General features: G+C 70.9%; 28 protein-coding genes and 1 pseudogene. 19 read left to right on the forward strand and 10 right to left on the reverse strand.

The features are described from left to right. The first annotated feature begins 3 nt into the window (after nt 1-3). From AB5J55_RS31935 to AB5J55_RS31965, 7 genes and pseudogenes are all read left to right on the forward strand, one after another. On the forward strand, nt 4-1,059 hold the full coding sequence (locus tag AB5J55_RS31935; protein ID WP_369273920.1) for a CocE/NonD family hydrolase: 1,056 nt from the start codon (nt 4-6) through the stop codon (nt 1,057-1,059). A 28-nt stretch (nt 1,060-1,087) separates the two neighbouring features. Next, a complete protein-coding gene (locus AB5J55_RS31940; protein ID WP_093910532.1) occupies nt 1,088-1,336 on the forward strand; it encodes an acyl carrier protein in 249 nt (82 codons plus the stop codon). A gap of 28 nt (nt 1,337-1,364) precedes the next feature. Continuing rightward, nucleotides 1,365-3,218 carry an asparagine synthase (glutamine-hydrolyzing) gene (gene asnB / locus AB5J55_RS31945; protein WP_369273921.1) on the forward strand — a complete coding sequence of 618 codons (1,854 nt, stop codon included), beginning with the start codon at nt 1,365-1,367 and terminating at the stop codon, nt 3,216-3,218. Nucleotides 3,219-3,235: 17 nt separating this feature from the next. Continuing rightward, nucleotides 3,236-4,297 (forward strand): MupA/Atu3671 family FMN-dependent luciferase-like monooxygenase, encoded by a 1,062-nt coding sequence (locus AB5J55_RS31950; protein ID WP_369273922.1) that lies wholly within the window; start codon nt 3,236-3,238, stop codon nt 4,295-4,297. Then, nucleotides 4,294-4,833 (forward strand): flavin reductase family protein, encoded by a 540-nt coding sequence (locus AB5J55_RS31955; RefSeq protein WP_369273923.1) that lies wholly within the window; start codon nt 4,294-4,296, stop codon nt 4,831-4,833. The genes AB5J55_RS31950 and AB5J55_RS31955 overlap by 4 nt, the downstream gene beginning before the upstream one ends. Nucleotides 4,834-4,849: 16 nt before the next feature. Then, nucleotides 4,850-5,599: a sulfite exporter TauE/SafE family protein gene (locus AB5J55_RS31960; RefSeq protein WP_369273924.1), complete on the forward strand. Its 750-nt coding sequence runs from the start codon at nt 4,850-4,852 to the stop codon at nt 5,597-5,599. Between the two features lie 278 nt (nt 5,600-5,877). Next, nucleotides 5,878-6,091 (forward strand): annotated as a pseudogene (locus tag AB5J55_RS31965) (acyl-CoA dehydrogenase family protein); the annotation flags it as partial. Nucleotides 6,092-6,266: 175 nt separating this feature from the next. On the opposite strand, the gene AB5J55_RS31970 reads toward AB5J55_RS31965, so the two are convergent. Further along, nucleotides 6,267-8,015 carry a SpoIIE family protein phosphatase gene (locus AB5J55_RS31970; RefSeq protein ID WP_369273925.1) on the reverse strand — a complete coding sequence of 583 codons (1,749 nt, stop codon included), beginning with the start codon at nt 8,013-8,015 and terminating at the stop codon, nt 6,267-6,269. A gap of 187 nt (nt 8,016-8,202) precedes the next feature. Continuing rightward, entirely contained in the window at nt 8,203-8,475 is a 273-nt protein-coding gene (locus AB5J55_RS31975) for a hypothetical protein (protein WP_328878639.1), read from the reverse strand. A 292-nt stretch (nt 8,476-8,767) separates the two neighbouring features. On the opposite strand from AB5J55_RS31975, the gene AB5J55_RS31980 reads away from it, so the two are divergent. Together AB5J55_RS31980 and AB5J55_RS31985 are read left to right on the forward strand one after the other, a co-directional pair. Next, nucleotides 8,768-9,769, forward strand: coding sequence for an acyl-CoA desaturase (locus AB5J55_RS31980; RefSeq protein ID WP_369273926.1), 1,002 nt, complete (start codon nt 8,768-8,770; stop codon nt 9,767-9,769). 74 nt (nt 9,770-9,843) lie between these two features. Further along, nucleotides 9,844-10,242 carry a DUF5994 family protein gene (locus tag AB5J55_RS31985; RefSeq protein ID WP_369273927.1) on the forward strand — a complete coding sequence of 133 codons (399 nt, stop codon included), beginning with the start codon at nt 9,844-9,846 and terminating at the stop codon, nt 10,240-10,242. Between the two features lie 53 nt (nt 10,243-10,295). Here the strand turns inward: AB5J55_RS31985 and AB5J55_RS31990 are convergent, their stop codons facing one another. Then, the gene (locus AB5J55_RS31990) at nt 10,296-10,778 is read right to left on the reverse strand and encodes a DUF5994 family protein (RefSeq protein ID WP_369273928.1); all 483 of its coding nucleotides are present in this window, start codon (nt 10,776-10,778) and stop codon (nt 10,296-10,298) included. A gap of 514 nt (nt 10,779-11,292) precedes the next feature. On the opposite strand from AB5J55_RS31990, the gene AB5J55_RS31995 reads away from it, so the two are divergent. The 4 genes from AB5J55_RS31995 (at nt 11,293) to AB5J55_RS32010 (ending at nt 13,695) form a co-directional block, all read left to right on the forward strand. Next, nucleotides 11,293-11,892: a DUF5994 family protein gene (locus AB5J55_RS31995; RefSeq protein WP_369273929.1), complete on the forward strand. Its 600-nt coding sequence runs from the start codon at nt 11,293-11,295 to the stop codon at nt 11,890-11,892. A 5-nt stretch (nt 11,893-11,897) separates the two neighbouring features. Next, complete coding sequence (locus AB5J55_RS32000; protein ID WP_369273930.1) at nt 11,898-12,155, forward strand: hypothetical protein; 258 nt, start codon at nt 11,898-11,900, stop codon at nt 12,153-12,155. A gap of 491 nt (nt 12,156-12,646) precedes the next feature. After that, nucleotides 12,647-13,018: an STAS domain-containing protein gene (locus AB5J55_RS32005; RefSeq protein WP_369273931.1), complete on the forward strand. Its 372-nt coding sequence runs from the start codon at nt 12,647-12,649 to the stop codon at nt 13,016-13,018. Then, nucleotides 13,015-13,695 (forward strand): hypothetical protein, encoded by a 681-nt coding sequence (locus AB5J55_RS32010; RefSeq protein ID WP_369273932.1) that lies wholly within the window; start codon nt 13,015-13,017, stop codon nt 13,693-13,695. The genes AB5J55_RS32005 and AB5J55_RS32010 overlap by 4 nt, the downstream gene beginning before the upstream one ends. Before the next feature lie 358 nt (nt 13,696-14,053). Here the strand turns inward: AB5J55_RS32010 and AB5J55_RS32015 are convergent, their stop codons facing one another. The 3 genes from AB5J55_RS32015 to AB5J55_RS32025 form a co-directional block, all read right to left on the reverse strand. Next, nucleotides 14,054-15,088, reverse strand: a complete 1,035-nt coding sequence (locus AB5J55_RS32015) for an alcohol dehydrogenase catalytic domain-containing protein (protein WP_369273933.1) — start codon at nt 15,086-15,088, stop codon at nt 14,054-14,056. Between the two features lie 238 nt (nt 15,089-15,326). Next, on the reverse strand, nt 15,327-15,794 hold the full coding sequence (locus AB5J55_RS32020; RefSeq protein WP_369273934.1) for a DUF6174 domain-containing protein: 468 nt from the start codon (nt 15,792-15,794) through the stop codon (nt 15,327-15,329). A 154-nt stretch (nt 15,795-15,948) separates the two neighbouring features. After that, nucleotides 15,949-16,431, reverse strand: coding sequence for a MarR family winged helix-turn-helix transcriptional regulator (locus AB5J55_RS32025; RefSeq protein ID WP_369273935.1), 483 nt, complete (start codon nt 16,429-16,431; stop codon nt 15,949-15,951). Nucleotides 16,432-16,534: 103 nt separating this feature from the next. On the opposite strand from AB5J55_RS32025, the gene AB5J55_RS32030 reads away from it, so the two are divergent. After that, nucleotides 16,535-17,053 carry a YceI family protein gene (locus AB5J55_RS32030; RefSeq protein ID WP_369273936.1) on the forward strand — a complete coding sequence of 173 codons (519 nt, stop codon included), beginning with the start codon at nt 16,535-16,537 and terminating at the stop codon, nt 17,051-17,053. On the opposite strand, the gene AB5J55_RS32035 is transcribed toward AB5J55_RS32030, so the two are convergent. The 3 genes from AB5J55_RS32035 to AB5J55_RS32045 form a co-directional block, all read right to left on the reverse strand. Next, a complete protein-coding gene (locus tag AB5J55_RS32035) occupies nt 17,031-17,225 on the reverse strand; it encodes a hypothetical protein (protein WP_369273937.1) in 195 nt (64 codons plus the stop codon). The two genes, AB5J55_RS32030 and AB5J55_RS32035, sit on opposite strands and share 23 nt — an antisense overlap. Continuing rightward, nucleotides 17,222-17,800, reverse strand: coding sequence for a hypothetical protein (locus tag AB5J55_RS32040; protein WP_369273938.1), 579 nt, complete (start codon nt 17,798-17,800; stop codon nt 17,222-17,224). Before AB5J55_RS32040 ends, AB5J55_RS32035 begins: the two co-directional genes overlap by 4 nt. A gap of 374 nt (nt 17,801-18,174) precedes the next feature. Beyond that, nucleotides 18,175-22,224 (reverse strand): molybdopterin-dependent oxidoreductase, encoded by a 4,050-nt coding sequence (locus AB5J55_RS32045; RefSeq protein WP_369273939.1) that lies wholly within the window; start codon nt 22,222-22,224, stop codon nt 18,175-18,177. A 256-nt stretch (nt 22,225-22,480) separates the two neighbouring features. On the opposite strand from AB5J55_RS32045, the gene AB5J55_RS32050 reads away from it, so the two are divergent. The 4 genes from AB5J55_RS32050 (at nt 22,481) to AB5J55_RS32065 (ending at nt 25,186) form a co-directional block, all read left to right on the forward strand. Then, nucleotides 22,481-22,870, forward strand: a complete 390-nt coding sequence (locus tag AB5J55_RS32050; RefSeq protein WP_369273940.1) for a cell division protein SepF — start codon at nt 22,481-22,483, stop codon at nt 22,868-22,870. An 89-nt stretch (nt 22,871-22,959) separates the two neighbouring features. After that, nucleotides 22,960-24,216 carry an ATP-binding protein gene (locus tag AB5J55_RS32055; RefSeq protein WP_369273941.1) on the forward strand — a complete coding sequence of 419 codons (1,257 nt, stop codon included), beginning with the start codon at nt 22,960-22,962 and terminating at the stop codon, nt 24,214-24,216. Continuing rightward, a complete protein-coding gene (locus tag AB5J55_RS32060) occupies nt 24,213-24,539 on the forward strand; it encodes a nucleotide pyrophosphohydrolase (protein ID WP_369273942.1) in 327 nt (108 codons plus the stop codon). The genes AB5J55_RS32055 and AB5J55_RS32060 overlap by 4 nt, the downstream gene beginning before the upstream one ends. A gap of 182 nt (nt 24,540-24,721) precedes the next feature. Further along, a complete protein-coding gene (locus AB5J55_RS32065; protein WP_369273943.1) occupies nt 24,722-25,186 on the forward strand; it encodes a DUF6099 family protein in 465 nt (154 codons plus the stop codon). Nucleotides 25,187-25,441: 255 nt separating this feature from the next. Here AB5J55_RS32065 and AB5J55_RS32070 read toward each other — a convergent pair whose 3' ends face one another. Beyond that, nucleotides 25,442-25,609, reverse strand: a complete 168-nt coding sequence (locus AB5J55_RS32070; RefSeq protein WP_369273944.1) for a hypothetical protein — start codon at nt 25,607-25,609, stop codon at nt 25,442-25,444. Between the two features lie 244 nt (nt 25,610-25,853). On the opposite strand from AB5J55_RS32070, the gene AB5J55_RS32075 reads away from it, so the two are divergent. Continuing rightward, nucleotides 25,854-26,777, forward strand: coding sequence for an LLM class F420-dependent oxidoreductase (locus AB5J55_RS32075; protein WP_369273945.1), 924 nt, complete (start codon nt 25,854-25,856; stop codon nt 26,775-26,777). Nucleotides 26,778-26,936: the final 159 nt, after the last annotated feature.

Below are 26,936 nucleotides of genomic sequence, written 5' to 3' on the forward strand. Positions count from 1 at the left end.
GACATGACCGACAACACTGCCCCTGAACGCACCGACGACCTGTCGTTGGGCGACGGCCGCACCGCGGTACTGCGGCTACCGAGCGAGATCCCGCCCGGCCGGGACGTCCCGGCGGTTGTTCTGCTGCATCCGTTCGGCGCCTGGGACCGGGACGCCTTCCTTCCCGCCGAGGCGTCCGGGAACGGCCCGGTCCGGCTGTTCGACGATCTGGGTACCGCCCTGGTCCGGGCCGGACTCGCCGCGGCCGCGTTCGACACCCGCTTCCTGAGCGAGGACCACCGCGACGGCGCGGGCTCACCCCGGTTCACGTTCACCGGCCTTGTCGACGACGCGGTCCGGGTGGTCGAACAGACACGGGCCCACCCCGACGTGGACAGCGGCCGCGTGCTGCTGCTGGGTGTCTCGATGGGTGCCGAAGTGGCGTTGGCCGCGGCGGAGCGCCTCGGGGGCGACAGCCACCTGGCGGTCGTCGCCCCGAGCGCCGAGGCACGCCCTGTGTTCCAGCGGTGGATGGGCCTGGACCGTCGTCTGGAATGGCTGAGCGCGGGCGGATTCGCCGACGCGGACGGCATCGTCGACCTCGTCGCGGCGAGGAGCGACGAAAAGGGACGCAGCGGCTGGTGGGAGGAGTTCGACCTGGTCGACCGCTTCGGGCCGACCGTTGACCTCGAACTGCTCCGCGCCGAACTCGCGTTGGAGTACGACACCTGGGAGCGACAGGCGCTCGAGCACGGCGACGAGTCGGCGCCCGCCTCCTTCTGGCACGACTGGTTCGCGCAGCCTGCTCCGTACCACCGACTGGCCGGGATCACCGGCCGGATGACGATCCACGTGGGCGCCGAGGACTGGACGACGCCGCCCCGCCAGGCTCACCTTCTGCACCACGCGGCGCTCGCGCACGGCCTGCGGTCCGAGCTGACGATCCATCCGCGGCTCGGGCACCTGATGTCGCCCCGCTCGGCCGAGGGCCGGCGCACCTACGGGCCGTTCGACCCCGACTTCCTGCGGGCCCTCGTCGAATCGGTCGACACGGTGCTCCGCCCGGGCCCCTCTCTCTGAACCGACCACCTGAACGAAAGGCCTCCCGATGGAGAAGCTCACTCTCGAAGCACTGATCGAACTGCTCAACGAGTGCAACGACTTCGAGGATCCGGTCGAGCCGACGCCGGACGTCCTCGACCTCACCTTCGACGCCCTCGGATACGACTCGCTGACGCTGCTCAACGCGATCTCGAAGTTGGAGCGCCAGTACGAGATCGAGCTCCCCGAGTCCATCACCTCCGATGCGAAGACGCCGCGTGAGCTCCTCGCGGTCGTCGACACCCGCCTCGCCTAGCCCCGATCCGAAACGGAGAACACACGACGTGTGCGGAATCACCGGATGGTTCGACCGTCAACGCGGGCTCGAACGCGATCACGAGCTCGTACGGAAGATGACCCAGACCATGGAATGCCGCGGTCCGGACGAGGAGGGAATGTGGATCTCCGGTCCGATCGCGCTGGGACACCGGCGGCTGTCGATCATCGACCTCGAAGGCGGCAAGCAGCCGATGGTCGCCGATCACGACGGTGATCGCCCGCTCGCGGCCCTCACCTTCTGCGGCGAGGTCTACAACTACCGTGAGCTCCGCGCGGAGCTCCGCACGCACGGCCACACGTTCCGGACGAACAGCGACACCGAGGTCGTCCTGCGGGCCTACCTCCAGTGGGGCGTGGACTTCGCCCGCCACCTCAACGGCATGTTCGCCATCGGCATCTGGGACGCGGTGCGCCAGGAGCTCGTCCTCGTCCGGGACCGGATGGGCGTGAAGCCGCTCTACTACTACCCCACCCCGGGCGGGCTCCTGTTCGGTTCGGAGCCCAAGGCGATCCTGGCGAACCCGCAGGCACGCCGGACCGTCGACCGGGTCGGCCTGTGCGAGGCCCTGGACATGGTGAAGACCCCCGGGGCCGCCGTGTTCAGCGGCATGCACGAGGTCCTTCCGGGCGAGGTCATCCGAGTCGACGCGACGGGCCTCAAGAAGTCCCGTTACTGGGCGCTCGAAGCGGCACCGCACACCGACACCCGCGACCGGACCATCTCGAACGTCCGGGACCTGCTCGAGGACATCGTCGGCCGGCAGCTGATCTCGGACGTGCCGGTGTGCACCCTGCTCTCCGGCGGACTGGACTCCTCGACGATCACGGCGATCGCCGCCCAGGTCCTGGAGCGCGACGGCCGCGGCCGCGTGAACTCGTTCTCCGTGGACTTCAAGGGCTCGACCGACAGCTTCGAACCCGACGCGGTGCGCGGCGCCGCCGACGCGCCGTTCGTGCGCGACCTGTCCGCGCACGTCGGCACCGATCACCGAGAGATCCTGCTGGACAGCGCCGAGCTGTCCGATCCGGCGGTCCGGGCGGCCGTGCTCCGAGCCACCGACGTACCGCCGGCGTTCTGGGGCGACATGTGGCCGTCGCTCTACCTCCTGTTCCGGGCGGTCCGCCGGCACTCGACGGTGGCGCTCTCGGGCGAGTCCGCCGACGAACTGTTCGGTGGTTACCTCTGGTTCCACCGCCCGGAGGCGGTCGACGCGACCACGTTCCCGTGGCTCACCTCCGGATCCGCCCGGTACTTCGGTGGCACGTCGCTGCTCGACGGCGGCCTGCGGGAGAAGCTCGACATACCCGGGTACCGGGCCGACCGATACGCCGACGCCGTGGCCGAGGTGCCCGTGCTGCCGGGCGAGAGCGACGTCGACCGGCGGATGCGCAAGGTGTCGTACCTCAACCTGACGCGGTTCGTGCAGACCCTCCTCGACCGCAAGGACCGCATGAGCATGGCGGTCGGCCTGGAGGTCCGCGTGCCGTTCTGCGACCACCGCCTGGTCGAGTACGTCTTCAACACGCCGTGGGAGATGAAGACGTTCGACGGCCAGGAGAAGAGCCTGCTGCGCGCGGCCGCCCGGGACCTGCTGCCGGCATCGATCCTGGAGCGGAAGAAGACGCCGTATCCGGCGACGCAGGATCCGGGATACGAAGCCGCGCTGCGGGCCGAGATGGCCGAGGTGCTCGCCGACCCGAACGCACCGGTCCACCCGCTCCTGGACCGCGCCAAGGTCGGCAAGGTCATGGACCGGTCGCTGAGCGCGACGAGCCTCCCCTACAGCCGCGGCGGGCTGGAGATGGCGCTCTGGCTCAACCGCTGGCTGTCGGCCTACGACGTGACCCTCGACATCTGACGGAGGACGGCAAGACCATGGATTTCAGTCTGTTCTACTTCGCCAACGAGCAGGAGGCGGAGGCCGACTCGACGGACCGGTACGGTCTGCTGCTCGAAGGGGCGAAGTTCGCCGACACCCACGGCTTCACCGCGGTGTGGACACCGGAGCGGCACTTCCACGAGTTCGGCGGCATCTACCCGAATCCGTCCGTGCTGGGGGCGGCCGTCGCGGTCGCCACCGAGCGGGTCGCCATCCGCGCGGGGAGTGTGGTGGCACCGCTGCACCATCCGGTCCGCATCGCCGAGGAGTGGTCGGTGGTCGACAACCTCTCCGGCGGCCGGGTCGGGGTGTCGTTCGCCTCGGGATGGCATCCGCAGGACTTCGCACTGCGTCCGGAGAACTTCACGGACCGCAAGGCGAAACTGGAGACGACCGTCGAGGAGGTGCGCGAGCTGTGGCGCGGCGGCTCGGTGTCCGTCGTCGACGGTGCGGGCGAACCGCAGCGTGTGCGGTCCTATCCGCGTCCCGTACAAGCCGAACTGCCGGTCTGGATCACGAGTTCGGGTGGCCCCGAGACGTTCCGGGCGGCGGGTCGCGCACGGGCCGGACTGCTGACCCACCTCGTCGGGCAGAGCCTGGAAGAACTGTCCGACAAGGTCGCGCTCTACCGCGAGGAGTACGCGGCCCAGTCCGGTTCGGAGCAGGACCGCGGGCACGTCGTCCTCATGCTCCACGCGTACCTGCACGAGGACGAGGCCGTCGCCAAGGAGACGGTCCGGGCACCCTTGTCCGCCTACCTCCGCAGCTTCGCCGGGCTGACCATGAGCTCCGGCGCGAAGGGCCGGCGGATCGACCCCGAAACGCTCAGCCCCCGGCACTTCGACGCCCTCGTTGAGCGCTCCTTCGAGCGGTACTTCGACGAAGGCGGTCTTCTCGGCACCGTCGAGAAGGCCATCGACGTCGTCGAGCGGGTCCGCAAGGCCGATGTCGACGAGATCGCCTGCCTCATCGACTTCGGGGTGAACCGGGACAAGGTCGTGGCGGGTTTCGGTCTCCTCGACTCACTCCGGGCGGCTGCCTCGAAAGACAGCCGATGACCCGCACCGAGAGTGCGGACCGCGTGCGGCTGCCGGAACACCCGTCCAGTGAGTTCCGGCGGTCGGCCGGCCGGTTTCCCACCGGGGTGACCGTGCTGACCTGCGTCCGGGACCAGGAGCTCCACGGCATGACGGTGAACGCGTTCGCCACCGTGTCGCTCGACCCGCTGCTGGTCCTGGCGGTACTCGCGACCGGCTCCCGAACGACCCGTCAGGTGTTGTCCGGCGACGGGTTCGCGGTGACCGTGCTCAGCTCCCTCCAGGAGCCGACGGCCCGGTCGTTCGCGGACCCGGTCCGGACCCGGGGCAGCGCCGCGTTCTCCGACGTCCCCCACGCGCCCGCCCCGTGCACCGGTTCGCCGGTGCTGCTCGGCGGGATCGCCTACTTCGACTGTGTGGTCGAATCCACCTATCCGGCCGGCGACCACACCATCCTCGTCGGCGCAGTACAGACATTCGGCCTGCTGTCGGAGGAGCCCGCCCTGCTGTTCAGCCGCAGCCGACTCGGTGCGGAACCGGATCTGCGGCTGCCATGAGAGGTTCGGAGTAGGCGTGGACGGATGGGATTTCGGACTGCTGACGATCGCCGCCACGGGAGCGGGTGCCGTCAACGCGGTGGTCGGCTCGGGTTCGCTGATCACGTTCCCCGCGCTGATCGCGATGGGCTACCCGCCGATCCTGGCAACGGTGTCCAACAATGTCGGGCTCGTGCCGGGTATGGGCGGCGCGGTGTACGGCTACCGCCGGGAGCTCACCGGACAGGGCCCGCTCCTCCTGCGGCTCGCGGCTGCTGCCTGCGGCGGCGCGCTGATCGGCAGCCTGCTGCTGCTCTGCCTGCCGTCCGCCTGGTTTCAGAGGATCGTGCCGGTGCTGATCGGTACGGCCTGTGCACTGGTGATCCTGCAGCCCATCCTGGCCCGCCGACTGGCGGCCGAACGCCGACGCGGCGGTACGGGGCTCTGGCTCGGCGTGTTCGGCACCGGCATCTACGGAGGCTACTTCGGGGCCGCACAGGGTGTCGTTCTCATCGGACTGCTCGGCGCACTGACGACCGAGGACCTGCAGCGCCTGAACGCCGTCAAGAATGCCCTGGCGCTGACGGTGAATCTGGTGGCGGCGATGGTCTTCGTCAGCGTCACCAGCGTCGATTGGTACGTTGCCGGGATCGTCGCGGCAGGGTCGACGGTCGGGGGTTTGCTCGGATCCCGGTACGGCCGATTGCTGTCGCCGGTGGCCCTGCGGGGCACGATCGCCGCGGTCGGACTGCTCGCCATGGCCGACTTGATCGCCAGGTCCTGGTGAATGGCTCAGCCCGCACGCCGGCGACCCACCGCTCCTCGGTGTTCGGAGCGGTCACCGTCGGGTCGCTGGCCCTGGTCGGGAGGAAGGAGGAAGTCCGGCGTCGGGGTTCCCCCGAGACGCGGGGGACCGGTGTCAGCGGTGGAGCCAGTCACGCGACTGACGAACGCCTCTGACCTGAAGTTCTGTTGATGGCGTGTGGGATGAGGGACCTTCTGCCCAGGTCTTCGCGGGGAAGGTGAGAAGTCACTTCGACGCTCACCTGCCCAAACTCGGCTAGCGAGGCAGGGATGGCGAAGCTGTTCGCCTCCGAGACCGCCATGCAGATCGCCCTCAACGCCGTGCGCATCCACGCGGTTACGGCTACTCCACCGAGTTCGGCGTCGAACGCTACTTCCGTGACGCCCCGCTGATGATCGTCGGCGAGGGGACGAACGAGATCCAGCGGAACGTCATCGCGAGCCAGTTCGTCAGCGCGGTGGTCTGGACGCATGAGGATCGTTGCCCTGTGACGTGGGCTGCCTACTGTCCGAGCCGGTCGAGTACGAGGTCCAGCGGGCGCTGTGGCTCTCGGAGATCTCCGGCCGTTTCTGGCGCCGGAGTTGGTGAAGTCGGGGGATCCTCCCAGGGCACGCCGCGGGCGCTCGCCGCTCACTGATGGCGTCCTCCGTCACAGCTCCGGCAGACGCAGGGCGAGCAGGGCCACGTCGTCGGTGCTGCCGGGCGGCATGCGGGCGAGCAGCTGGTCGCACAGCGTGTCCAGCGGTGTGTGGGCGAGCGCGAGGGCGTGGCGACGCAGCCGGTCCAGGCCGCTGTCGAGGTCGCTGCCGGGGATCTCGATCAGCCCGTCGGTGTAGAACAGCAGGGTGGAACCCGGCGGCAGGGGGTGCGTGGCGTCCGGCCGGCCCCCGACGTCGTGCACGGGGGCGCCGAGGACGAGTCCCTGTCCGGCTTCGAGGTACTGAGCGTCTCCGCCGGGGGGCAGGAGGAGAGGCGGCGGATGTCCGGCGCTGGTCCAGTGAAGTGTCCATGGGCCGGTGTGCGGGTGGCCCTCGACCTGTGCGAGGACGAGGGTGGCCATGGGGACGGTGGTGATGGCGGGCATGGCGTCGTCGAGGCGGTCGACGACGGCGCCGGGCGGTCCGGTGTGGTCCCAGGCCAAGGACCGCAGGATGCCGTGCAGTTGGGCCATACCGGCGGCCGCGGTCAGGTCGTGGCCCACGACGTCGCCGATGACCAGCGCGAGCGTGCCGTCCTTCAGCTCGAACGCGTCGTACCAGTCGCCGCCGACCTGGGAGCCGGCGGGGGCGGGCTGGTAGCGGGCGGCCAGCCGCAGACGGCCGGGCTGGGGCAGCGGGGCGAGCAGGTTGCGCTGCATGGCCTCGGCGACGGCGCGCTGGCGGCCGAACCGCTGTGCGTTGTCGATGACCAGACCGACCCGGCGGCCGATGTCACTCACCACCTCCAGGTCGGCGGTATCGAAAGGGTGCGCCGGATCGGTGCGCACCACCGTCAGGGCGCCGGTGATCTGCTGACTGGAGCCCAGCGGCACCGTGATGGCGGACGTCGCACCCACAGTCCGCAGGAAGTCGCTGTGGGCGGCGGCCAGGGGAGAGCCGGGCGATGCGGTCGTCTCCGTCTCGTGCTGCGCGTCGTGCGCGTTCTGCAGTACGGGATCACCTCCGTGCAACACCTGGACAAGATCTGAGCGGTCCGCCTCCCCGGTCTCGGGAAGACGCTCGCGCCCGCCCTCCAGCCTGGCGTCCCGGCCCGCGGGGCCGGTCACCGCCACCCGGTGGACCTGCCCGGAACCGGTCCGGAGGTCCACCGCCGCCCAGTCGGCGAGGCGGGGAACCAGAAGGCGGCCCAGCCGGACGAGGGCATCGTCGGTCTCCAGGGTCTGACCCAGGACGTCGGTGATCTCCGCGACCAGCGTCAGCCGCTCGTTGAGGTCCTCCAGAGCACTCGTATAGGCCGCACGCTCCCGGCGCGTGCTGCGGTCGCCGGTGATGTCGGTGAACAGCACGGCCATGCCCTTGAACGAGCCGCCGTCCGTCAGGGGCGAAGCGGACCACGAGATCGTGACCAGGCGACCGTCACCGCGCACGTAGCTGTCGCCCTCCCCGCGCGCGGCGGTCCCCTCGGCCAGCGCCCGGAGCAGCGGGCACTGCTCCCGCAGGAGCGTGCCGCCGTCCGTGTCCCGGTGCAGCAGCCCGTGCGCGTCCTTCCCGCGTATCGCGCGGGTGGCTCGGCCCAGCAGCCGTTCCGCGGCCGAGTTGACCGCGAGGATCCGGCCGGCTGGATCCACCACCATCAGGGCTGTGCTCAGCTGCTCGACGACCTGCCGCCAGAAGTCCGGCTCGGCCGCCGGCCACGACTGCCCCTCACCTCCCGCACCGGGCACCGCATCCTTCACCACGCCGCCCTCCAGCCATGGCAGCCTCCCACCGAAGATCGCGGGCGCATCAGGGGGAACCGACACATCAGTACCGATGGTCCCCTGACGGGAACCGGCTCGCACGGCCGACACGAGCTCTCGCTCGCCCACCTCCGTCCCGGTGGACGAGGCGTTCCGTTCCGACCCTCTGGCGTTGGGCCCCGCCGGGTCAGCCGCGATCCTCCTCCTCGGCCTCCATCAGCCGTATTCCCTGATGTGTCAGCGTGACCGTCGCGGGTGTGTCCCCATGGGCCCAGCGGACCGTGACAAGTCCTTCGCCCACCAGATAAGTGCAGGCCGCGGCCAGGTCCTGCTCAGGGATTGCCAGATCGTCACGCAGCTTGGCCCCGGAAGCGTCAGGAAGGCCTCTGCCCTCCATGCCCTCGTACAGGATTTTCATGATCGCTTCGCGGTAGCTCTTCCGCTGGTGCAGTGTCGCCATGGTTGCCACCACCCGTGCCGGCCCGAGTACCTGCCCACGACCAGTGGGTTTCATCGGGGGCCCTGTCCGGGTGAACGCGATGCCGCTTCCGAAACAGACGCGGTGGTCGCACAGGCGGGAGTACGGTGGACGGGACGAGGGCTTTTCGTATGCCGGAATTCTGACCGGTCCGGACCGTCGTCTCGTTTTCCGGAGTTCACCGCACCAGGTGCCTTCCGCAGCACGCCCCCGTCCCATATGGGCAGCCCGTGACCCCGGCCGCGCCATCCGCATCCAGGCCGAGGAGTCACGTATGCCGCTCAGTCCGAGCACCTCCACGGCGGTCACGCCGTCGGACCCCGCCCCGCCGCCCCAGGGCTACGACGGGACGTCCCCCTTCCCGCCCGACGGCCCGGCGCCCGCGCGCGCAGGCGGTGAGCGGCTGTACGTCACGGTGACGGCGGCGATCGTCGTCCTGCCGTTCGTGGCGCTCGGCCTGCTGGGCTGGCTGCTGTGGGGCAGCCTCATCCATCCCGCCGACATCGTGCTCGCGGTCGTCCTCTACACGATCACGGGTCTCGGCGTCACCGTCGGCTTCCACCGTGGTCTCACCCACGGCGGTTACCGGGCCGTCCGTCCCGTGCGCATCGCGCTCGCGGTGGCCGGGTCGATGAGTTTCCAGGGCGACGTCATCGGCTGGGTCGCCACCCACCGGCGCCACCACGCGTTCACCGACCGGCCCGGCGACCCGCACTCGCCTTACCGCTACGGCACGCATCTGCGCGGCCAGTTGCGCGGGCTGCTGCACGCGCACGTCGGCTGGCTGTTCCGCAACGACCGGACGCCGCCGGAGCGTTACGCTCCCGACCTCCTGGCCGACCGCGACATCCGTGCCGTCGCCCGCGCCTTCCCGGCGCTGTGTGTCCTCACGCTCGCCCTGCCGTTCGCGGTGGGCTGGGCCATCGGCGGTACGTGGGTGTATGGCGTAACCGCCCTGCTGTGGGCGGGACTTGTGCGCATCGCGCTGCTCCACCACGTCACCTGGAGCGTGAACTCGCTCTGTCACCTGATCGGTGAGCGCCCGTTCCGCACCCGGCGCCACGACCGTGCCACGAACCTGTGGCCCCTCGCCCTGCTCTCCTTCGGCGAGAGCTGGCACAACCTCCACCACGCCGACCCCACCTGCGTACGCCACGGCGTCGACCGCGGCCAGCTCGACCCCTCCGCAGCCGTCATCCGGCTTCTCGAACGCCTCGGCTGGGTGCACGACGTGCGCTGGCCGACGGCGGACCGGGTTGCGGCCCGCCGCGCCTGACACCAGCCGCGCGCCTCCCCCGCTCCACCCTCCACCCCCACCCTTCCGCGGCACGGCAGTCGACAGGAGCGTTCATGACCACCGCACTGCAACCCCCGCTTCCCTCCCACCCCCTCCTGCGCATGCGCCTGGCCCCCCACGGCGGCATGCCCCGGGCCATCGACGGAGCGTGGTGGCCTCGCTCGTACGACCTGCTCGTCGAACTCCCCCGGCTGCTCGCCGGGTTGCCGCGCACATGGGGCCACGTCACCAGCGTCACCGTCAACGGCGCGACGTGGTCCGCGGTGCCCGGCCGGATGCTGGTCTCCAACGAGGTCGTACGCCTGCGCAGGACCGTTGCGGCATCCGCCCCGCACACGATCGTCCTGCTCGCCCCCGGCCGGGGGCGCTGGGACCTGCTGGTCGTGCCTCCGGATACGACTGAGGAGGCCGCGGAGCCGCTCATGGCGGCCGCCGCCGGAGATCCCGTGTGACGGGACCCCGCCCCTGCGCTGCCCGGCCGCGGCGCGACGCGTTGTGCGTGCAGTCACATCCCGACTGCCCGTTGCCGATTCCGGCCTTGGGCCGAGAGGGCACGGCCGCTCCCGCCCTCCCCGGCCGTCGCCCCCCGTGCGTGACGGGCCCGTTCCGCCGTCATGAGCGCGGTCGCGGTGGTCTGCGGACCGGTGTCCGCACTCGCGGCGGCCATCAGCCGGGCGGCCGAGGAGGCGCCGGTCTCCGGGGGGATCACCAGAAGGTCCCATCGGCCCGCGGTGTAGGACAGCAGAGTGATCCCGTGCGGATCCAGCTCGGAGGTGAACCAACCGACCTTCACCACATGGCCGTTGACGAAGATCCGGGGCGGGAGGATCGGCCAGTGGCGGGGGCTGACCGCGATACGGGTGATCCGCCCCCACAGCGGATCCAGCACGTCCGCCAAGGCGGAGAGCTCGCTCGGCAGGTCACGTGAACGGGGCCACCAGGCGCCGTCCAACTCGGTGGGCCCTCCAGAAGGGCTCTCGGATCTCAACGAGAGGCGCGCGGTCGGGGCCCTGAAGGGAACGGCCCGCAGCGGGGGGTGAGAGGTGATCGCGGACATCGCGCAAACCCGTCTCCGGACTCCTGCGCGAGAACAGCTGCCCGGTGTGGTCGCTCAACGGGAACGGCACCGGCATCGGAGCCGATGTACGAAGTGCTCCCGATGACTTCACGCTACTCCGCCGTCGGCGTCCGCGAGCAGGGTCGCAGCCGCCGACATGTCGAGCACTTCGAGATCTCGGCCAGACGTCGCTCGCGGGCCATGCCGATCATCCCCTTCCACTGCCGGGTGCACACGGCCCGTTCGGACTGTTGCCTCTGGGGCGCCGGCCTCGTGCCGGGACGCATGGGACTGTTTCTCCGTTGGCCGTTCGGTCCGTTGGGTCTGTTCGAGGAGTAGGCTGAAGTCACCGAGGATATTTCGCGCACAGGCTTCCAGCTCGTGTCGTTTTCGGCGATTGAATACGCCGGGCCGGTCATGACCGGCCCGGGGCAGGGTTCGCGTCATGACTGCGACCATTTCCCTCCCGCCGACAGCCGAAGCCGATGACCGTGCTTTCTCCTCGTCCTCTCTCCGTCTGTCGCTCGCTCCCACCGGCCCCGCACCGGCTCTGCTGGACGGCGCCTGGTGGCCGCGCTCCCGCGATCTCGAGTCCGAACTCCCCGCCCTGACGGCCGTACTGGATCCGTTGTGGGGGCGGATCACGCGGGTCACGGTGAATCCCGTCCACTGGCCGGTCGTTCCGCGCAAGGTGCCCGTCGCCGGGCACGTGGTGAAGGTGGGTTGGTTCCTGGCCGAGCAGGACCCCCACGAACTGCTGTTGCTCTCGTACCGCACGGGCCGCTGGAACCTCCTGGTGGTCCCGCCGCAGACGACTCCCGTCTCGGCCGCCTGGCTGATGGCCGCCGCGAGCGACCCACTGGGCACGTCGACCGCGAGCCGGTTGATGGAGGAGGCGGCGCGCCTGCGGACGGTGTCCGAGACGGACCGGACCGTGGAAGCGGTCTGGGACTCCGAAGGAGGCCACGAGGCCCGCGATCCGGCCGCACGTCCCCGGATCCCGACCGTGACCGCAGCGCTGCCGCAGCAGCCGATGGCGAGGTGAGGACCATGCAGACATTCGTGATCGTGGTCGTGACCTTCGCGGTGATCGCCTTCGGGGTGCTCCTCATCCACTTGCTCAACTTGCAGCACAGTGACGGCACGGCCGCCTTCCACTACGGCCGTTCCGGGATGCCGATCCCGGGACCGGACCCGTTGGCTCCGCGGACGGCCCACGGCCGGGCGGGAGCGAGCGGCACCGCAGGCCGCCGTCCCCCTCGTGCGAACGGCCCGAGCCGGACGAACAGACCGAGCCGAACGAACTGACCGCACCGACACAACTGAAAACACCGTCCGCAGCCCAGGACCCCGGCCGCCTCACCGCACATGACAGGCCGGGGTCTTCCCGTGTCCTGTGCCCCCGAGCCCGGGCTGCCCGGGTCCGGGGACGGCACACAGCCAAGGAGACCGATGAGCAGTCCACCCGAGGCTGATCGCCGGCCGGCCGACTGATTCTCCGCCCCCGGCCGGCCCGGTCCGCTGATCAGGCTTCCGACGGTGCCGCCCGGGTCTCGGGCGGCACCCCTGCAGGACACGATGCGCGCCGGGCGCGGACCTTCCGTCCGATCCCATGGCACGCGTCCCGGACGACCGATCCGCCATCCGTCGCCGCGCTCGCCAACCCAGGCTGCCGGACCGGCCGTTCACCTGCTACCGCGTACCTCCCCTCCCCGTATCGGCAGCACGCCGCGAGGGCCGGACCGACCCCGCGACGCGGCACTCCCCGACGGGCACTTCGCAGTCAGAACCGAGGAGCCGTGCCCCACCCACAACTGAACGTCCACCGGCACGACCGCACCACTCGCGCGCTGATCACCCTCGCAGGTGAGATCGACTTCACCACCGCCCCGCTCGTGCGCGCCGCACTGGCCGCATGCCTGCGCGACGGCATCCGCACCGCCGACGTCGATCTGACGGCGGTCACCTTCTGCGACGCCAGCGGACTCAGCACCTTCCTCAAGGCATCGCAGCTCGCCACCGATGCCGGAACCGTCCTCCGACTGCACTATCCGCCACCGACCTTGGCCCGCATCATCGAGATCACCGGCTCCGGGTTCCTGCTCCATGAGCTCCACGCGGTTCGACCACCGTCACGCCGGCTTCCCGCTGCCGCGGGCGGTGCACCGTGACGGGCCCGCCCCGCCGGGTGCCGCCAGGGGGCGGGGGAAGCACATCGCCTCCCGCCCACGCGGTACGTCTGCGCCGACTGAACCGCTGGCAGGCCGAGACGCTGCGGGAGGACCTGGCCGATCTGTACGTGGAGTCCTCACGCGCGCAGCCAGGCCAGGGATACCGAGGCCGGCAGGCCTTTCTGCGGAGGCTCGCCGACGACATCCGGCGGCCCGGATTCGCCCTGCTGATCGCGGAGGACACGGCCTTCGCCGGGTGTGCCTACGGATTCCCCGTACCGCGGGAGGGGACCTGGTGGAGGGGATTCGACGGGCCCCTTCCGCAGGGCATCGAACAGCTCACCGCGTCCGGGCACGTCTTCGCGATCACCGAGATCGTGGTGCATCCCCATACGGACGACCACGGCCTCGCCCGCAGGCTTCAGGAACGGCTGCTCGCCGACCACCACGCCTCGCTCGGGGCGACACTGGTCGACCAAGCCGACGCTCCGGTCTTCGACGCCTTCCTGTCGTGGGGATGGCACGACATCGGGGCGGTCCGTCGGCCGTCGGATCCCATGGTCCTGCGGCCGTCGGCCCCTGTGCTGCTGCGGGCTCTGGTCCTTCCCCTCCGCCCGCGCACGTCTGCCCGCCCGGACGGCCTGGCTCACGAGAACCGCACCCAACGGCCCGACTGACGGCCAACGTGCGGTCGGTCGGGCCGCAGGGTGCGTGCATGCATGTCGTCGCGGATCTCCCGCGCGCGGATCTTCCACCGGGAAGCGCGGCTGACCTGCGGCTTCGGCGGATGCTGTGCGGGACATCGTCGGCGTCGGCATGCTCGGGCTGAAGCGGACCTTCCCGAGCCTGGTGTCCACCGGCGTCTTCCTCGGCTGTTGTGCCTGAGCGCGGTCCCGGTGGCCGAGGCGGGCGGGCTCACCGCCCTGTGGTCCGCACTGATCCGCGCGAACCTCCTCCAAGCGGTCACCAAAGCCGTCATCTTCCAGCGGCACAGCGCGCATCTGCCGTCGATGCGAGGGCCGCCTCAGGGCCGCCTCAGGGCCGGATCAGGACCTTGAGCGCACTGCGGTCGGCCATCGCCCGGTAGCCGTCCGGTACGTCGTCGACGCCGATGGTGCGGTCGAACACGCGACCCGGCTCGACCGTGCCGTCCAGCACGTCCGGCAGAAGTTCCTCGATGTAGGCGCGAGCCGGAGCGACGCCGCCGGTCACGGTGATGTTCTTCATGATCGTGTCCATCCCGAGCGGCACGTCCGTGTACTGGGCCACCCCGAGGCGGCTGATGGCGCCGCCGTCGCGGACGATGCCGAGGGCCGTGTGCATCGACTGCTCGGCGCCGACGGCCTCCACGACCGCGTGCGTGCCGTCGCCGCCGGTCAACTCCCGTACCCGCTCGATGCCCTCGTCGCCGCGCTCGGCGACGACGTCGGTGGCGCCGAACTCGCGGCCGAGGTCGGTGCGGCCCCGGTGGCGGCCCATGAGGATGATCTGCTCGGCGCCGAGCCGCTTGGCGGCCAGGACGGCGCCGAGGCCGACCGCCCCGTCGCCGATCACCGTCACCGACTTCCCCGGCCCGACCCGCGAGGTCACCACGCCGTGGTGGCCGGTGCAGTACACGTCGGAGAGCGTGAGCAGGGAGGGCACCAGCGTCGAGTCCTCGGCCACCGGCAGCTTCACCAGCGTTCCCTGCGCCTGCGGCACGCGCACGACCTCGCCCTGGCCGCCGTCGACGCCGTCCGAGCCCCACTGGCCGCCGTGGCGGCAGGAGGTGTGCAGCCCGTCACGACAGAAGTCGCAGGTGTTGTCGGCCCACACGAAGGGCGCCACGACCACGTCCCCGCGCTTGAACCCGGACACCTCCGAGCCGACGTCCTCGACCACGCCGAGGAACTCGTGCCCCATACGGCGACCCTGAGGCGTTGCCGGCATCTGGGCGTACGGCCACAGGTCGCTGCCGCAGATGCAGGAGGCCGTGACGCGTACGACGGCGTCGGTGGGGTTCTGGATCTCCGGGTCCGGCACGTTCTCGACGCGGACGTCGCCGGCGCCGTACATGAGCGTTGCTCGCATGAGGTCTCTCCTGGTGCTCAGGGGTAGCAGCCGCCCCGCGGGGCGGGCACGGCGTCGAGTTCGGCGAGGTCGTCGGTGGTCGGGTGTCGGTGTTCCGCGCCTCGACCATGTCCCTCAGCCGGGTGGCGGCGCTCATGGCGATGGGCCAGCTGGCGTAGTAAGACTGACCAGCTCAGTTGTGACCGATACGCGATGCGAGTGCGTGAACGCTGCCCCTGCCCCTGCACTTGCTGTGCCCCTAGTCGCCGATCGGCCGGTACGCGCTGATGACATAGAGCGCTTCGTCGTCGATCGCGTGCTCCTCCCAGTCCAGAGAGATCCGCACGGGGTGACCGTCCGCCGCGTACTGCGCCTCGGCCTTGTCCGCGCCGTCCTGTCGTGCCTGCTCCAGTTCCTTCAGGAGTTCCCCGAGGGTGGGCACCGCGTCGGGGATGTCCTCCGTCACGCGTCGGCCGCTGTCGTCGAGGCCGACCGTCCTGACCACGGCGCCGTCGCGGACGGTTATCCGGAAGGTGCCGATCAGGGCCCGTTCCCCCTCGCCGGAGCGGAGCGTGTAGGTGTAGGCGGCGGGCTCCCGCCAGCTGGTCCGGCTGTGAGCCGAAGCGCCCTTCCCTGTCTCCGCGCCGCACGCGGCGACCGCGCAGAGCAGCCCTCCGACCAGTGAGGCACTGAACACGGCACGGGCAGGGCGGGATACGGCGGTCATGGCGGCGGTCCCTTCGAAGACGGCTACCGCTATGACGCCGGCTCCCTGAGGAACGTTCGGCGCCGTGGCCGGAGCCGTGCTCCCACCCGCCCTACCCGCAGCAACCGGGCGCCGCTGCGTGACTTGGACAGCCGCACCGGCGCCCACTCGCGGGCTACTCCGGCGTCGCCTCCACGGCGAAGTCGGGCATGAGCGCGCACATCGCCTCGCGCTGGGTGGGACCCATGAACCGTGCCAGCGCCTCCTTGACCGTCTGGGCGAGGACCCCGGAGGCCTCCTTGAGCAGGGTCCGTGCCTTCTCGGTGAGGGCGACCTCGACGCCCCGCTTGTCGCCGCACACCGACTTGCGGGCGACGAGGCCGGCGTGCTGGAGGCAGGCGATCTGGTAGGTGAGCCGTGTCTTGGGGCGGCCCAGGAGCTCGGCGATCCGCGTCATGCGCAGGGCCTGGCCGGGGTCCGCGGCGAGCAGGCACAGGACCAGGAACTCGTCGTGCGAGACGTCCAGCCGCTCCTTGACGACCGAGCGCAGCTCCTGCTCGACGGCCCCCGTCGCGGCCAGCATCAGCATCCAGGCGTGCAACTCGGCGGGCAGGAGTCCGTCGCCGGACGCGGAGGGGCAGTCGGGGATGTCGGCCATGGATTCGAGTGTAGCTGTTGTTCAAATTTGGAGTATCGGCTAGCGTGATGTCATCCAAATTTGGACTACAGCACCAAGTCCCGATGATCAGGAGTGAGAAATCATGACCGTCGCCGTCGAAACCGGAACCTGGCAGCTCGACAGCACCACCTCCACCGTCGCCGTCCGGCACAGGACGTTCTGGGGCCTGGTCACCGTGAAGGGCGCCTTCGCCGCCGTCGCCGGCAACGGCGAGGTGCGGCCCGACGGCTCCGCCGTCGGCACGATCACCCTGGACGCCGCCTCCCTGGACACCCGCAACGCCAAGCGCGACGAGCACCTGCGCTCGGCCGACTTCCTCGATGCCGCCAACCACCCCGAGATCACTTTCGCGGTCCGCAGCGCCGAGCTTCGCGACGGCGACGGCGTGCACGTCGTCGGTCAGCTCACCGTCCGGGGCATCAGCCGGCCCAGTTCCTTCACCGGCCGCCTCGTCGGCGCCGACGACCGGTCGCTCACCCTGGACGCCGAATTCACCGTGGACCGCGAGCACTTCGGCATGAGCTGGAACCAGCTCGGCATGATGCGCGGCCTCACGACGATCGCCACCACGCTCCGCTTCACGCGGACGGCCGCAGCCTGACGTCGGCGCTCGACAACGTCTGCGGTACGGCCGTGAAGGCCCGCAGCCGGATCCGTACGCCCGGACGGCGGGGGAGGGCGAACCGCCCCGCGGGCGGCCGGAGTTCATACCGCGCCGTCGCGTGCGCGGGCAGCGTGGCGGGACCCCGTACGGCCGTCCAGTACTGGTTCATGCCCTGGCCGGTGGTGAGCGCGAAGTGGGGCGCGAGGCGTCGGCGTCCGACTTGGTGACCTCGACATCCAGACCGGATACGGCAGTTGGGGTCGCCCACCGCACCGACGTCACCCGCATGTGCCGCAGAGGCGTCCCCGTGGCCGCCCATGCCGTGCTCGCCAGTGCCGGGGTGAGCAGGAGTACGGGCGCCGCGATGCGCGCCGGGCGCCGGGACAGGGCCCGCAGCCGGGGCTGCCAGGCGCCGGCGAACTCCGACGCCGGCGCGGTGACCGCGGCCGCGAGCCACAGCGGCGTCATCAGCAGGTAGTAGCCGTCCCGGGACCGCGTCGCCAGAAAGAACGCGCACCACGGCAGAACCGTCGCGGGCCCGAGCCGCCGTACGAACAGCACGAACAGCACGAACAGTACGAGCAGCCCGGCCGCCAGCAGCATGCTCACGTGGGAGTACCAGTCGAGCCGGTCGCTGCCGCCGGTGAAGAACAGGGAGATGCCTGCCATGCCCTGCCCGTGGATCACCGCGCCCTGCGTGAGCGGCAGCACGATGCCCCTGACCCAGGAGCCCGGCTCGCTCACGACGAAATAGCGCACAGGCCGAGGCGGGCCAGCGACCTCGCCCGCCGCACGATCAGCGCGAGCACCCCGCAGACCAGGATCGAGGCGTAGCACGCCGAGATGCCCGCCGCCACGAAGAGACGGTGACCGGCCGCCTGCGTCCAGAACGTGCGCGTGCCGATGAAGAGCCTGATGCCCGCGAGGAGGGTCAGGAGGCGGTGTCACTGTGCGGGGGACTCCGGCCCCGGGGTGACGGGCACCGACCACTGCGGCAGCCGGCCGCGCGTCACCGGCTGCTGTTCTGCCGACCGCACGGCACCGGACCGTGATCCGGCCCGGTGAGCGAGGTGCCGAGGGAGGTGAAGAGTCCGGTGTGAGGCGGGTGAGAGGCCCGCTCAGTACACGTCCCGGACGTAGCGCTTCGCCGCCGCCAGCTGCTTCACGAACGCCGACGCCTCGGCCTCCTCCAGGCCGCCGTGCGCGACCGCGATGTCCCGCAGGGCCCGGTCCACGTCCTTGGCCATGCGCGAGGCGTCGCCGCAGACGTAGAAGTGGGCGCCGTCCTGCAGCCAGCGCCACAGCTCGGGGCCGTGTTCGCGCATCCGGTCCTGGACGTAGACCTTCTTGCGCTGGTCGCGGGAGAACGCGGTGTCGAGGCGGGCGAGGGTGCCCTCGGCGAGCAGCGCGGTCAGCTCGTCCTCGTAGTAGAAGTCGCTCGCCCGGTGCTGCTCGCCGAAGAACAGCCAGTTGGGCGCCCTGTGCCCGAGCGCGCGCCGCTCCTGGAGGAAGCCGACGAAAGGCGCGACGCCGGTGCCCGGACCGACCATCACCATCGGTGTCGAGGCGTCCGCGGGTGGGCGGAAGTGCGGCGACGACTGCACGAAGACCGGCACCTCGGTGTCCGGCTCGGCGTCGGCCAGGAACGGCGAGCAGACTCCGCCGCGCGGTCGGCCGTGCAGGTTCTCGTACCGGACGACGGAGACGGTGAGCGAGACGCGGTGCGGGTCGACGAGCGGGCTGGACGATATGGAGTACAGACGCGGCTGGAGCTTCCTGAGCACCCCGGCCCACTCCTCGGCGTCCGCCCGCACCGGGTGCTCGGCGATGACGTCCACGGCCTGCCGCCCCCAGCTCCACTGCGCCAGACCGTCCTTGTTGTCGGGTCGCAGCAGCCGCCGCAACTCCCGGTCGTCACGGACGCGTTCGGCGACGAAGCGGAGCAGGTCCGGGCTGATCCGCGTGATGTCGAGGTGCCGGTAAAGGGCCTCGGTGAAGGAGGCTTCGCCAACGCCGTCCACGTGCACGGTCGCTGAGCCGTCCACCCCGGTCACGGCCAGCCACTCCTCCACCAGCGCGGCCGAGTTGACCGGCCGCACGCCGAGCGCGTCGCCCGCCTCGTACGTCAGCGAGGTGCCGCTCGTGTCGAAGGTGAAACGGCGCACCTCCTTGCCGCCGCCGGGCCGGCTGAGCAGCCGGTTGCCGACGAGGCGGGCGGTGGTGGGGGCGGGCTTGGACCTGGCGTTCGGCTTGGCCTTCGGCGTCTCGACGGCGGGGGCGTCCGCGCCGCCCAGCGCCGTCAGGACCTGGTCGAGCCACGCGCCGGCGGACGGCTCGTAGTCCGGTTCGCAGTCCGTGCGGGGAGCCAGGGCCACCGCGCCCAGCTCGCCCAGCCGGGTGTCGAGCCGGCGCCCGTGCCCGCAGAAGTCGTCGTACGACGAGTCCCCGAAGGCGAGCACGGCGTACCGCACCCCGTCCAGCCGCGGAGCCTCGTCGTCGGACAGGGTGTCCCAGAGGCCGGCCCCGTTGTCGGGCGCGTCGCCGTCGCCGAACGTGCTGGTGATGAAGAGCAGGTCGGCCGTGCGGGCGAGGACGCGGACGTCGGCCTCGTCCATGCCGACCAGCCTGGTCCGGTGCCCGGCCGCGCCCAGCCGCTCGGCGGTGGCGGTGGCGAACTCCTCGGCGTTCCCGGTCTGCGAGGCCCACAGCACGACGACCTCGCGGCCCTGCGGCGTACTCGGTGCCGCCGCCGTGCGGGAGTACATGCCGGCCAGGACGCCGTTGACCCACAACGCGTGCTCGGGGCTGAAGGGGGCGTCCGGCGGGAGCACGGGGACGCCCGGCGCGCCGGAGTCCAGGCCGGCGAGGAACCCCGTGAGGTAGAGGCGTTCCTGTGCGGACAGGACGGGTGGCGGCGCGGGTTCCAGACCGAAGGGGTCAAAGGGCGCGGATGTGCCAGGGGCGACGGCTGTCGGCGTCAGCGCTTGCACGACCGGCTCCGCCGGAGCGGGAGCCGCCGTGGGAGCCGCGACCGGGGTCAGGGAGACGGCACACACCTTGAACTCCGGCTGGAAGGAGATCGGATCCACCGCGTCGCTCGTCACCGCGTTGACGCTCAGATACTCCCCGAACAGGTCGTTCCAGTGGAACGGCGCGAAACAGCAGCCCGGCCGCACCCGCTCGGTCACCACCGCCGGCAGCACGGCCCGCCCACGCCGCGAGGCGACCTCCACCGGGTCCCCGTCGGAGATCCCCAACTCGCGCGCGTCCCGCGGATGCAGCTCCACGAACGGCCCCGGGTTCAGCTTGTTGAGCTTGGCGACCTTGCCCGTCTTGGTCAGCGTGTGCCACTGGTGCTGAACGCGCCCGGTGTTCAGAACGAAGGGGTAGTCGTCGTCCGGCATCTCGGCGGCCGGCAGGTGCGGCCGGGCGTGGAACGCGGCTCGTCCGCTCGCGGTGGGGAACCGCAGCCCGCCGTCGGGGTCGACGTACCGGATCGGATTGCGGGGGGACCCGTCCGGGTCGGCGGCCGGCCACTGCACGGGCGTGGCCCGCAGCCGCTCGTACGTCACGCCGCGCAGATCCCAGCCGGTCACCGGGTTCCAGGCCCGGCGTATCTCCTCGAACACGTCCTCGGCGCTGTCGTACGAGAACCCCTTCTCGTACCCCATCGCGCACGCGACGGCCGCGATGATCCGCCAGTCCGCCATCGCCTCGCCGGGCGGGTCGGCGACGGGCCGGGTCAGGGTCAGATTGCGCTCGCTGTTGACGAAGACACCCTCGCCCTCGGTCCACATGGCGCCGGGCAGCACGACGTCCGCGTACGCGTTGGTCTCGGTGTCGGTGAAGACGTCCTGCGTGACGACGAACTCGGCGGCTTCGAGGCCCTCGATGACGGTACGGCGATTCGCGACCGAGGCGACGGGATTGGTGCAGATGACCCAGCAGGCCTTGATCTCCCTGTCGGCCATCTTCCGGAACATCTCGACGGTCCCCCTGCCGACCCCGTCGGCGCGCAGGGTGCCCGGCGGCAGCTCCCACAGCTGCTCCACGAAGTCCCGCTCGGAGTCGACGAGGACGGACCGCTGCCCGGGCAGCCCCGGCCCCATGTAGCCCATCTCACGGCCGCCCATGGCGTTGGGCTGGCCGGTGAGGGAGAAGGGGCCGGAGCCCGGGCGGCAGATGGCGCCGGTAGCGAGGTGCAGGTTGACCAGGGCGTTCGTGTTCCAGGTGCCGTGCGTGGACTGGTTCAGGCCCATCGTCCAGCAGCTCATCCACTCGCCCGCCTCGCCGATCAGCCGGGCGGCGGTACGGAGGTCGTCCTCGGCGATTCCGGTGATCTCGGCGACGGCTGCCGGCGGGTAGTCCGCGAGGAAGGCGGGCATCTCCTCCCAGCCGTCGGTGTGCGCGGCGATGAAGCCGGGGTCGGTGTGGCCGTTCTCGACGAGCAGGTGCAGAAGGCCGTTGAGGAGGGCCAGGTCGGTGCCCGGCTTGAGCTGGAGGTAGAGGTCGGCCTTGGCGGCGGTGGCGGTACGCCGAGGGTCGACGACGATGAGCTTGGCGCCCGCCTTGACCCGCTCCATCATGCGCAGGAAGAGGATCGGGTGGCAGTCGGCCATGTTCGAGCCGATCACCAGGAAGGTGTCCGCCCTGTCGAAGTCCTCGTACGACCCGGGCGGCCCGTCGGCGCCGAGGGACAGCTTGTAGCCCATGCCCGCGCTGGCCATGCACAGCCGGGAGTTCGACTCGATCTGGTTCGTCCGCACGAACCCCTTGGCCAGCTTGTTCGCCAGGTACTGGGCCTCCATGCTCATCTGCCCGGAGACGTAGAAGGCGACCGCGTCCGGCCCGTGCTCGTCGATGATCGTGCGCAGCCGCCGGGCGGTCTCGGAGATCGCGCCGGCGATCGGGGAGGGCACCGGCTCGGCGCCCCGGTCGCCCCTGACCAGCGCCGTGGTCAGCCGCCCGGGCGCGGCGAGCATCTCCGCCGTGGTCGCGCCCTTCGTGCACAGCCGGCCCGCGTTCGCCGGGTGCGCCTTGTCGCCGGAGGCCTTCAGGACCGCACGCCGTCCGTCCGGGCCCATTCCGACGTCCAGCAGGACTCCACAGCCGACCCCGCAGTACGTGCAGACCGTCCGGACCTGAGTCGTGGAGGTGGTCTCGGTCACGTGCTGCCCTCCTCCGGCGGTCGAGGTCGTGTCTGGAGCGTACGAATTGCCCGTTACGTCGATGTCACATCCCTTGATCATGAGGAGTTACGTCGGCCACACAGGCCGCCGGGCCGAGCTGTGAGGGGCGGGGCCGGGAGGAGTCGCGACGCGTGCGAGGGGCTCGCGGACCGTGTCGGTGTTGGGCCGAACGGGTGACTTGGCGTAAGAATTGGCTGGTGCAGGCATTGAAGGCGAGTCAAGGCGGGGGGAGCCGGTGAACAGCCACGACGTCACCGATGAACAGTGGGAGGGGCTCGCCCAGGTCGTGCCGTTGCGCGGCCGAGACGCCTGGCCGTCCGCGGTGGACCACCGGGTGCTTCCGGAGGCGGAGACGGAACCGCGTCGCCGGTTCGTCGTCCTGCGGGTCAATGTGTTCGCGGACGCCCGCGAGGTCGCCGAGACCCTGATGGCGGGGATTCCGGTGCTGCTGGATCTGACGGGGGCCGAGACCGAGGTGGCCAAGCGGGTGCTGGACTTCAGCACCGGGGTCGTCTTCGGGCTGGGGAGCGGGATGCATCGGGTGGACCGGAACGTGTTTCTGCTGACGCCGCCCGGGACCGAGGTCAGTGGGTTGATGGAGGGGGCGGGGGTTCCCGGTACGTGAGGGGGGCGGGCCTGCGATGGTCGCTCGATCGTAGGAAGGGTGCCGGGGTGGAACGGTTCGTCTTGCGGTAGCGGGCCTACGGTCCGGGCATGGCTGGCTCCTCTGCATCGTCCGTGTCGTCTGATTCCGGTGTTGTGTCCGTCCCCGCGCAGGGGCGGCGGGTGGGTGGCGCGGACGGCGGGTGTACCGGCCGGCCCCATCTGACCGAGTTACGGCTGTCCGCGTTCGCCCGGCATCAGCGGGTCGCCCTGCCGCTCGGGGCGTTCACGGTCCTGGCCGGGCCGAGCGGGTCCGGAAAGACGACCGCGTTACGGGCCTACGAGGCGCTGGCTCGGCTCGGTGCGGGTGCCGAGGTCGGGGAGGTGTTCCCCGATCCGGTGGCCTGCGTGCCCGAGCGGGCCCGGCCCGATGCGCAGCGACGGCGAGGCTTTCGGATCGGCTGTACCGCCGACGGTCCCGAGGGGCAGGTTCGACTCGACGTCGCCGTGCAGGCCGAGCCCGAACTGCGGATCGTGGGGGAGCGGTTGAGCGCGGGCGGGATCGTCCTGCTGGAGACGGCCCTGCGGGATCCGAGCCGCCGTTGTGTGCAGGCCGCCTGGCACACGGCCGGTCAGTCGCCGGTGACACGGGCGCCGCTGCCCGACGACCGGCTCGGTACCGCGCTGTTGCCGCTGCGGGTGGCCGGGAAGACGGAGGGGCAGCGGCGGGTGCTGGCCGCCGCCGAGCAGATGGTCGTGGCCTTGCGGTCGGTCTTCGCCTGCGATCCTCGGCCGGATCGGATGCGGGGGCATGTGCCGGTTGGTTCCGGGCGACTGCTCAGGGGCTGCGACAACCTCGCCGATGTGCTGTGGCGGACTCGCGCCGAGTGCGCGCGGCGGCATGCGCAGCTCGTGGGCGCGGTGCGGGCGGGATGTGCCGGGGCGGTGGCCGATGTGGTCGCCGAGGTGCTGGGGGACGGGACGGTGCGGGGGGTGCTCGACCGGGGGGACGGGGTGCGGACGGAGCTCGCGCGGTTGGGGGACGGTGAGCTGCGCCATCTCGCGCTGTCGTTGGTGCTGCTGACCGGGCCCGGGGTGCTGGAGGTCGATCCGGTGGGGGAGGTGCCTGCGGCGATGCAGACGTTGAGTGTGGTCGTGGATGGGTTCGATCGGGGGCTGGATCCGGTGCAGCGGGGGGAGCTGGTGGGGCTTGCCGCGCGGATGTGTGAGCGGGGGCATATTCGGGTGGTGGGGGCTGTGAGTGACGTGGCGGGCGTGGTGGAGGGTGCGGGGTCTGCGGGGGCCTCGGTGTCGGGTGCGGGGCCGGCTGGGGCGGGTGGCGTGACGGTGGTACATCTGGAGCCGTGACCGAACCTCTTGATGTGGCCAAGCTGCAGCGCAGGCTGGCCGAGTTCGCTGCCGCGCGCGACTGGCAGCCGTATCACACGCCGAAGAACCTCGTCGCCGCGCTCAGCGTGGAGGCGTCCGAACTCGTCGAGATCTTCCAGTGGTTGACGCCTGAGGAGTCGGCCCGGGTCATGGACGACACGGAGACCGCGGGGCGGGTGACCGATGAGGTGGCGGACGTGCTGGCCTACCTGTTGCAGCTGTGCGAGGTGCTCGGGATCGATCCGTTGGCGGCGCTGGACGCGAAGATCGATCGGAACGAGCGGAGGTTTCCGGCGCCGTAGGAGTGGGGAGCGCCTTGGTCCGCTTTCACTCTGCGTGTCCGTTTGCCTGGCTGTAGCCGAAAAGTTGTCCGCAGATTTCCGTCTTCCTCTGGCTTTTCGTCTCAGCGACCTTCACTCTGGGTAGTGGACAAGGGAGTTCGGGCGGCGCGTGGGCAGCGCGTCGGGACAGACGGGGACTGCGTATGGACGCGGTGCGGCTGATCGTGACTAGCAGGCGGGCGCTGGCGGGGAGCGAGGGCGCGCCGGAGATCTTGACCGAGGTGTGGCAGGCACAGGCTCTGGCTCAGGCGATCGGTAGCCGGCTTGCGGTGTTCGGTCCACCTGAACTGCGCGGCGAGGCGCTGGGGTTGACCGAGCTGGCGGGGCGTGGGTGCGGGGTGCTGGAGGTGCCGGACCTCGCGGAGGGAGATTTACGCGCGGCCCAGCTGACGGAGTTGGGCGATGCGCGGCAGTCGTTGATGCATCTGGGCGGCCTGTTGGGTGAGGTGGGGATCGCTCTGGTGGGCATGGCCAGCGCGTCGGATGACGAGACGACGTACTGGCAGTGCATGGAGGCGATCGACGCGGCGGATGAGTCGCGGGATCGGGTGCGGGAGATGCTGCGCAGACTTGCGGATCGGGAGGAGGGGTTGCCTGAGGCGGGGTAGGGGGCGGGGGATGCCTGCGGCGGCCTGTTGCTGGTGGGTGGGGGTTCGCGTGCCGCCTGCGGGTGTGTGGTGGGTCGGGGCCGTGCCGGGGCACGTCCCCTTGCCGCCGTACGCGCGTGCCGCGCCGCGGGGGCGCGCCACCATGGCCACTGTGCGACGCCGGTCCCGGCACTTCAGCCCGTCCGGCGTTTGAGGACGAGGCCGTTGCGGCCGACGGGGATCCAGGGGGCGGAGCCCCCTGGCGGGGGCGGAGGGTCAGCCGGCGTCGCCGTCCTGTCGCCGGGCCCCCGTCGACTGCAGGTCCGCGTCCAGGGCCGACAGGTCCGCGTTCAGGGCTGCCATCAGCTCCTCCATCTGCTGCAGCAGCCCCTTCGGCTGGCCGGCGCCGCTGGTGGTCTGCTGTGGCGCGAATTCCTCGGACATGACGGCCTCCTCGGGCCTCCGGCCCCCCCAGTGGCAGTGGGCCGACACGGTGACGCTCCGGCCGTCAGGGGCCGGCGCGAGGGCCGGGCGGTCCGGCTCCGATCGAGCCAACGATCACCGTGAGGGGCGGTCACTGGCCCGGGCAGGGGGCGGCTCCGGCGTTGACGGAATTCACCCGACCGGGGAGGCGGGGGGCACGGGGACCCGCGCGGTTGACGGGTGCCTCGGCATGCAGGATGGAGTCATGGATCTTCGCATCTTCACCGAGCCCCAGCAGGGGGCCACCTACGACACCCTCCTCACCGTGGCGAAGGCCACCGAGGATCTCGGCTTCGACGCGTTCTTCCGCTCCGACCACTATCTGAAGATGGGTTCCGGGGACGGCCTGCCCGGGCCCACCGATGCCTGGATCACACTTGCCGGTCTCGCACGTGAGACCAAGCGCATTCGCCTCGGCACCCTGATGACCGCCGGCACCTTCCGGCTGCCCGGCGTGCTCGCCATCCAGGTCGCCCAGGTCGACCAGATGTCCGGCGGCCGCGTCGAACTCGGCCTCGGGGCGGGCTGGTTCGAGGAGGAGCACAAGGCGTACGGCATCCCGTTCCCGAAGGAGAAGTTCGCGCGGCTGGAGGAACAGCTCGCCATCGTCACGGGACTGTGGGCGACCCAGGCCGGTGCCACCTTCGACTTCCACGGCAGCTTCTACGACCTCACCGATTCGCCCGCCCTGCCCAAGCCCGCCCAGGACAGGATCCCGGTTCTGATCGGCGGGCACGGGGCCACCCGTACGCCGCGGCTGGCCGGCAAGTACGCCGACGAGTTCAACATGCCGTTCGCCTCCATCGAGGACAGTGAGCGGCAGTTCGGGCGAGTGCGCGCCGCCGCCGAGGACGCCGGGCGCAAGGGCGACGACCTCGTCTACTCCAACGCCCTTGTGGTGTGCGTGGGCAAGGACGAGCAGGAAGTCGCCCGTCGTGCCGCCGCGATCGGGCGGGAGGTCGACGAGCTCAGGGTCAACGGGCTCGCCGGGTCTCCGCACGAGGTCGTCGACAAGATCGGCCGGTACCAGGAGATCGGCTCCCGGCGGATCTATCTCCAGGTCCTCGACCTGAACGACCTGGACCACCTGGAGCTCATCTCCTCCCAGGTCCAGTCTCAGTTGTCGTAGTGCCGGTTGTGCCCTGAACTGTCTGAGCTGTTCCGAACTGTCTGAGCTCTTCGCGGCCCCCGGGAGCATGACGACACTGTTGGCGAATCCAGGGGGCTGAACGTGACGTCGGCCTTCATGACCCGTTGTGGTCGTGAAGGCCGACCTTGTGTTTGGGGA

Origin of the sequence: Streptomyces sp. R11, assembly GCF_041051905.1 — a bacterium.
Classification (GTDB): domain Bacteria; phylum Actinomycetota; class Actinomycetes; order Streptomycetales; family Streptomycetaceae; genus Streptomyces.

What these genes read in the sequence shown, in the direction of transcription:
- AB5J55_RS31935 (WP_369273920.1), top strand. Translation starts at nt 4, where the DNA reads ATGACCGACAACACTGCCCCTGAACGCACCGACGACCTGTCGTTGGGC.
- AB5J55_RS31975 (WP_328878639.1), bottom strand. Translation starts at nt 8,475, where the DNA reads ATGGCGACACTGCACCAGCGGAAGAGCTACCGCGAAGCGATCATGAAA.
- AB5J55_RS32075 (WP_369273945.1), top strand. Translation starts at nt 25,854, where the DNA reads ATGGATCTTCGCATCTTCACCGAGCCCCAGCAGGGGGCCACCTACGAC.
- AB5J55_RS32070 (WP_369273944.1), bottom strand. Translation starts at nt 25,609, where the DNA reads ATGTCCGAGGAATTCGCGCCACAGCAGACCACCAGCGGCGCCGGCCAG.
- AB5J55_RS32055 (WP_369273941.1), top strand. Translation starts at nt 22,960, where the DNA reads ATGGCTGGCTCCTCTGCATCGTCCGTGTCGTCTGATTCCGGTGTTGTG.
- AB5J55_RS32030 (WP_369273936.1), top strand. Translation starts at nt 16,535, where the DNA reads ATGACCGTCGCCGTCGAAACCGGAACCTGGCAGCTCGACAGCACCACC.
- AB5J55_RS31955 (WP_369273923.1), top strand. Translation starts at nt 4,294, where the DNA reads ATGACCCGCACCGAGAGTGCGGACCGCGTGCGGCTGCCGGAACACCCG.
- AB5J55_RS32035 (WP_369273937.1), bottom strand. Translation starts at nt 17,225, where the DNA reads ATGAACCAGTACTGGACGGCCGTACGGGGTCCCGCCACGCTGCCCGCG.
- AB5J55_RS32015 (WP_369273933.1), bottom strand. Translation starts at nt 15,088, where the DNA reads ATGCGAGCAACGCTCATGTACGGCGCCGGCGACGTCCGCGTCGAGAAC.
- AB5J55_RS32025 (WP_369273935.1), bottom strand. Translation starts at nt 16,431, where the DNA reads ATGGCCGACATCCCCGACTGCCCCTCCGCGTCCGGCGACGGACTCCTG.
- AB5J55_RS32000 (WP_369273930.1), top strand. Translation starts at nt 11,898, where the DNA reads ATGCAGACATTCGTGATCGTGGTCGTGACCTTCGCGGTGATCGCCTTC.
- AB5J55_RS31940 (WP_093910532.1), top strand. Translation starts at nt 1,088, where the DNA reads ATGGAGAAGCTCACTCTCGAAGCACTGATCGAACTGCTCAACGAGTGC.
- AB5J55_RS32065 (WP_369273943.1), top strand. Translation starts at nt 24,722, where the DNA reads ATGGACGCGGTGCGGCTGATCGTGACTAGCAGGCGGGCGCTGGCGGGG.
- AB5J55_RS31995 (WP_369273929.1), top strand. Translation starts at nt 11,293, where the DNA reads ATGACTGCGACCATTTCCCTCCCGCCGACAGCCGAAGCCGATGACCGT.
- AB5J55_RS32020 (WP_369273934.1), bottom strand. Translation starts at nt 15,794, where the DNA reads ATGACCGCCGTATCCCGCCCTGCCCGTGCCGTGTTCAGTGCCTCACTG.
- AB5J55_RS31950 (WP_369273922.1), top strand. Translation starts at nt 3,236, where the DNA reads ATGGATTTCAGTCTGTTCTACTTCGCCAACGAGCAGGAGGCGGAGGCC.
- AB5J55_RS31980 (WP_369273926.1), top strand. Translation starts at nt 8,768, where the DNA reads ATGCCGCTCAGTCCGAGCACCTCCACGGCGGTCACGCCGTCGGACCCC.
- AB5J55_RS31985 (WP_369273927.1), top strand. Translation starts at nt 9,844, where the DNA reads ATGACCACCGCACTGCAACCCCCGCTTCCCTCCCACCCCCTCCTGCGC.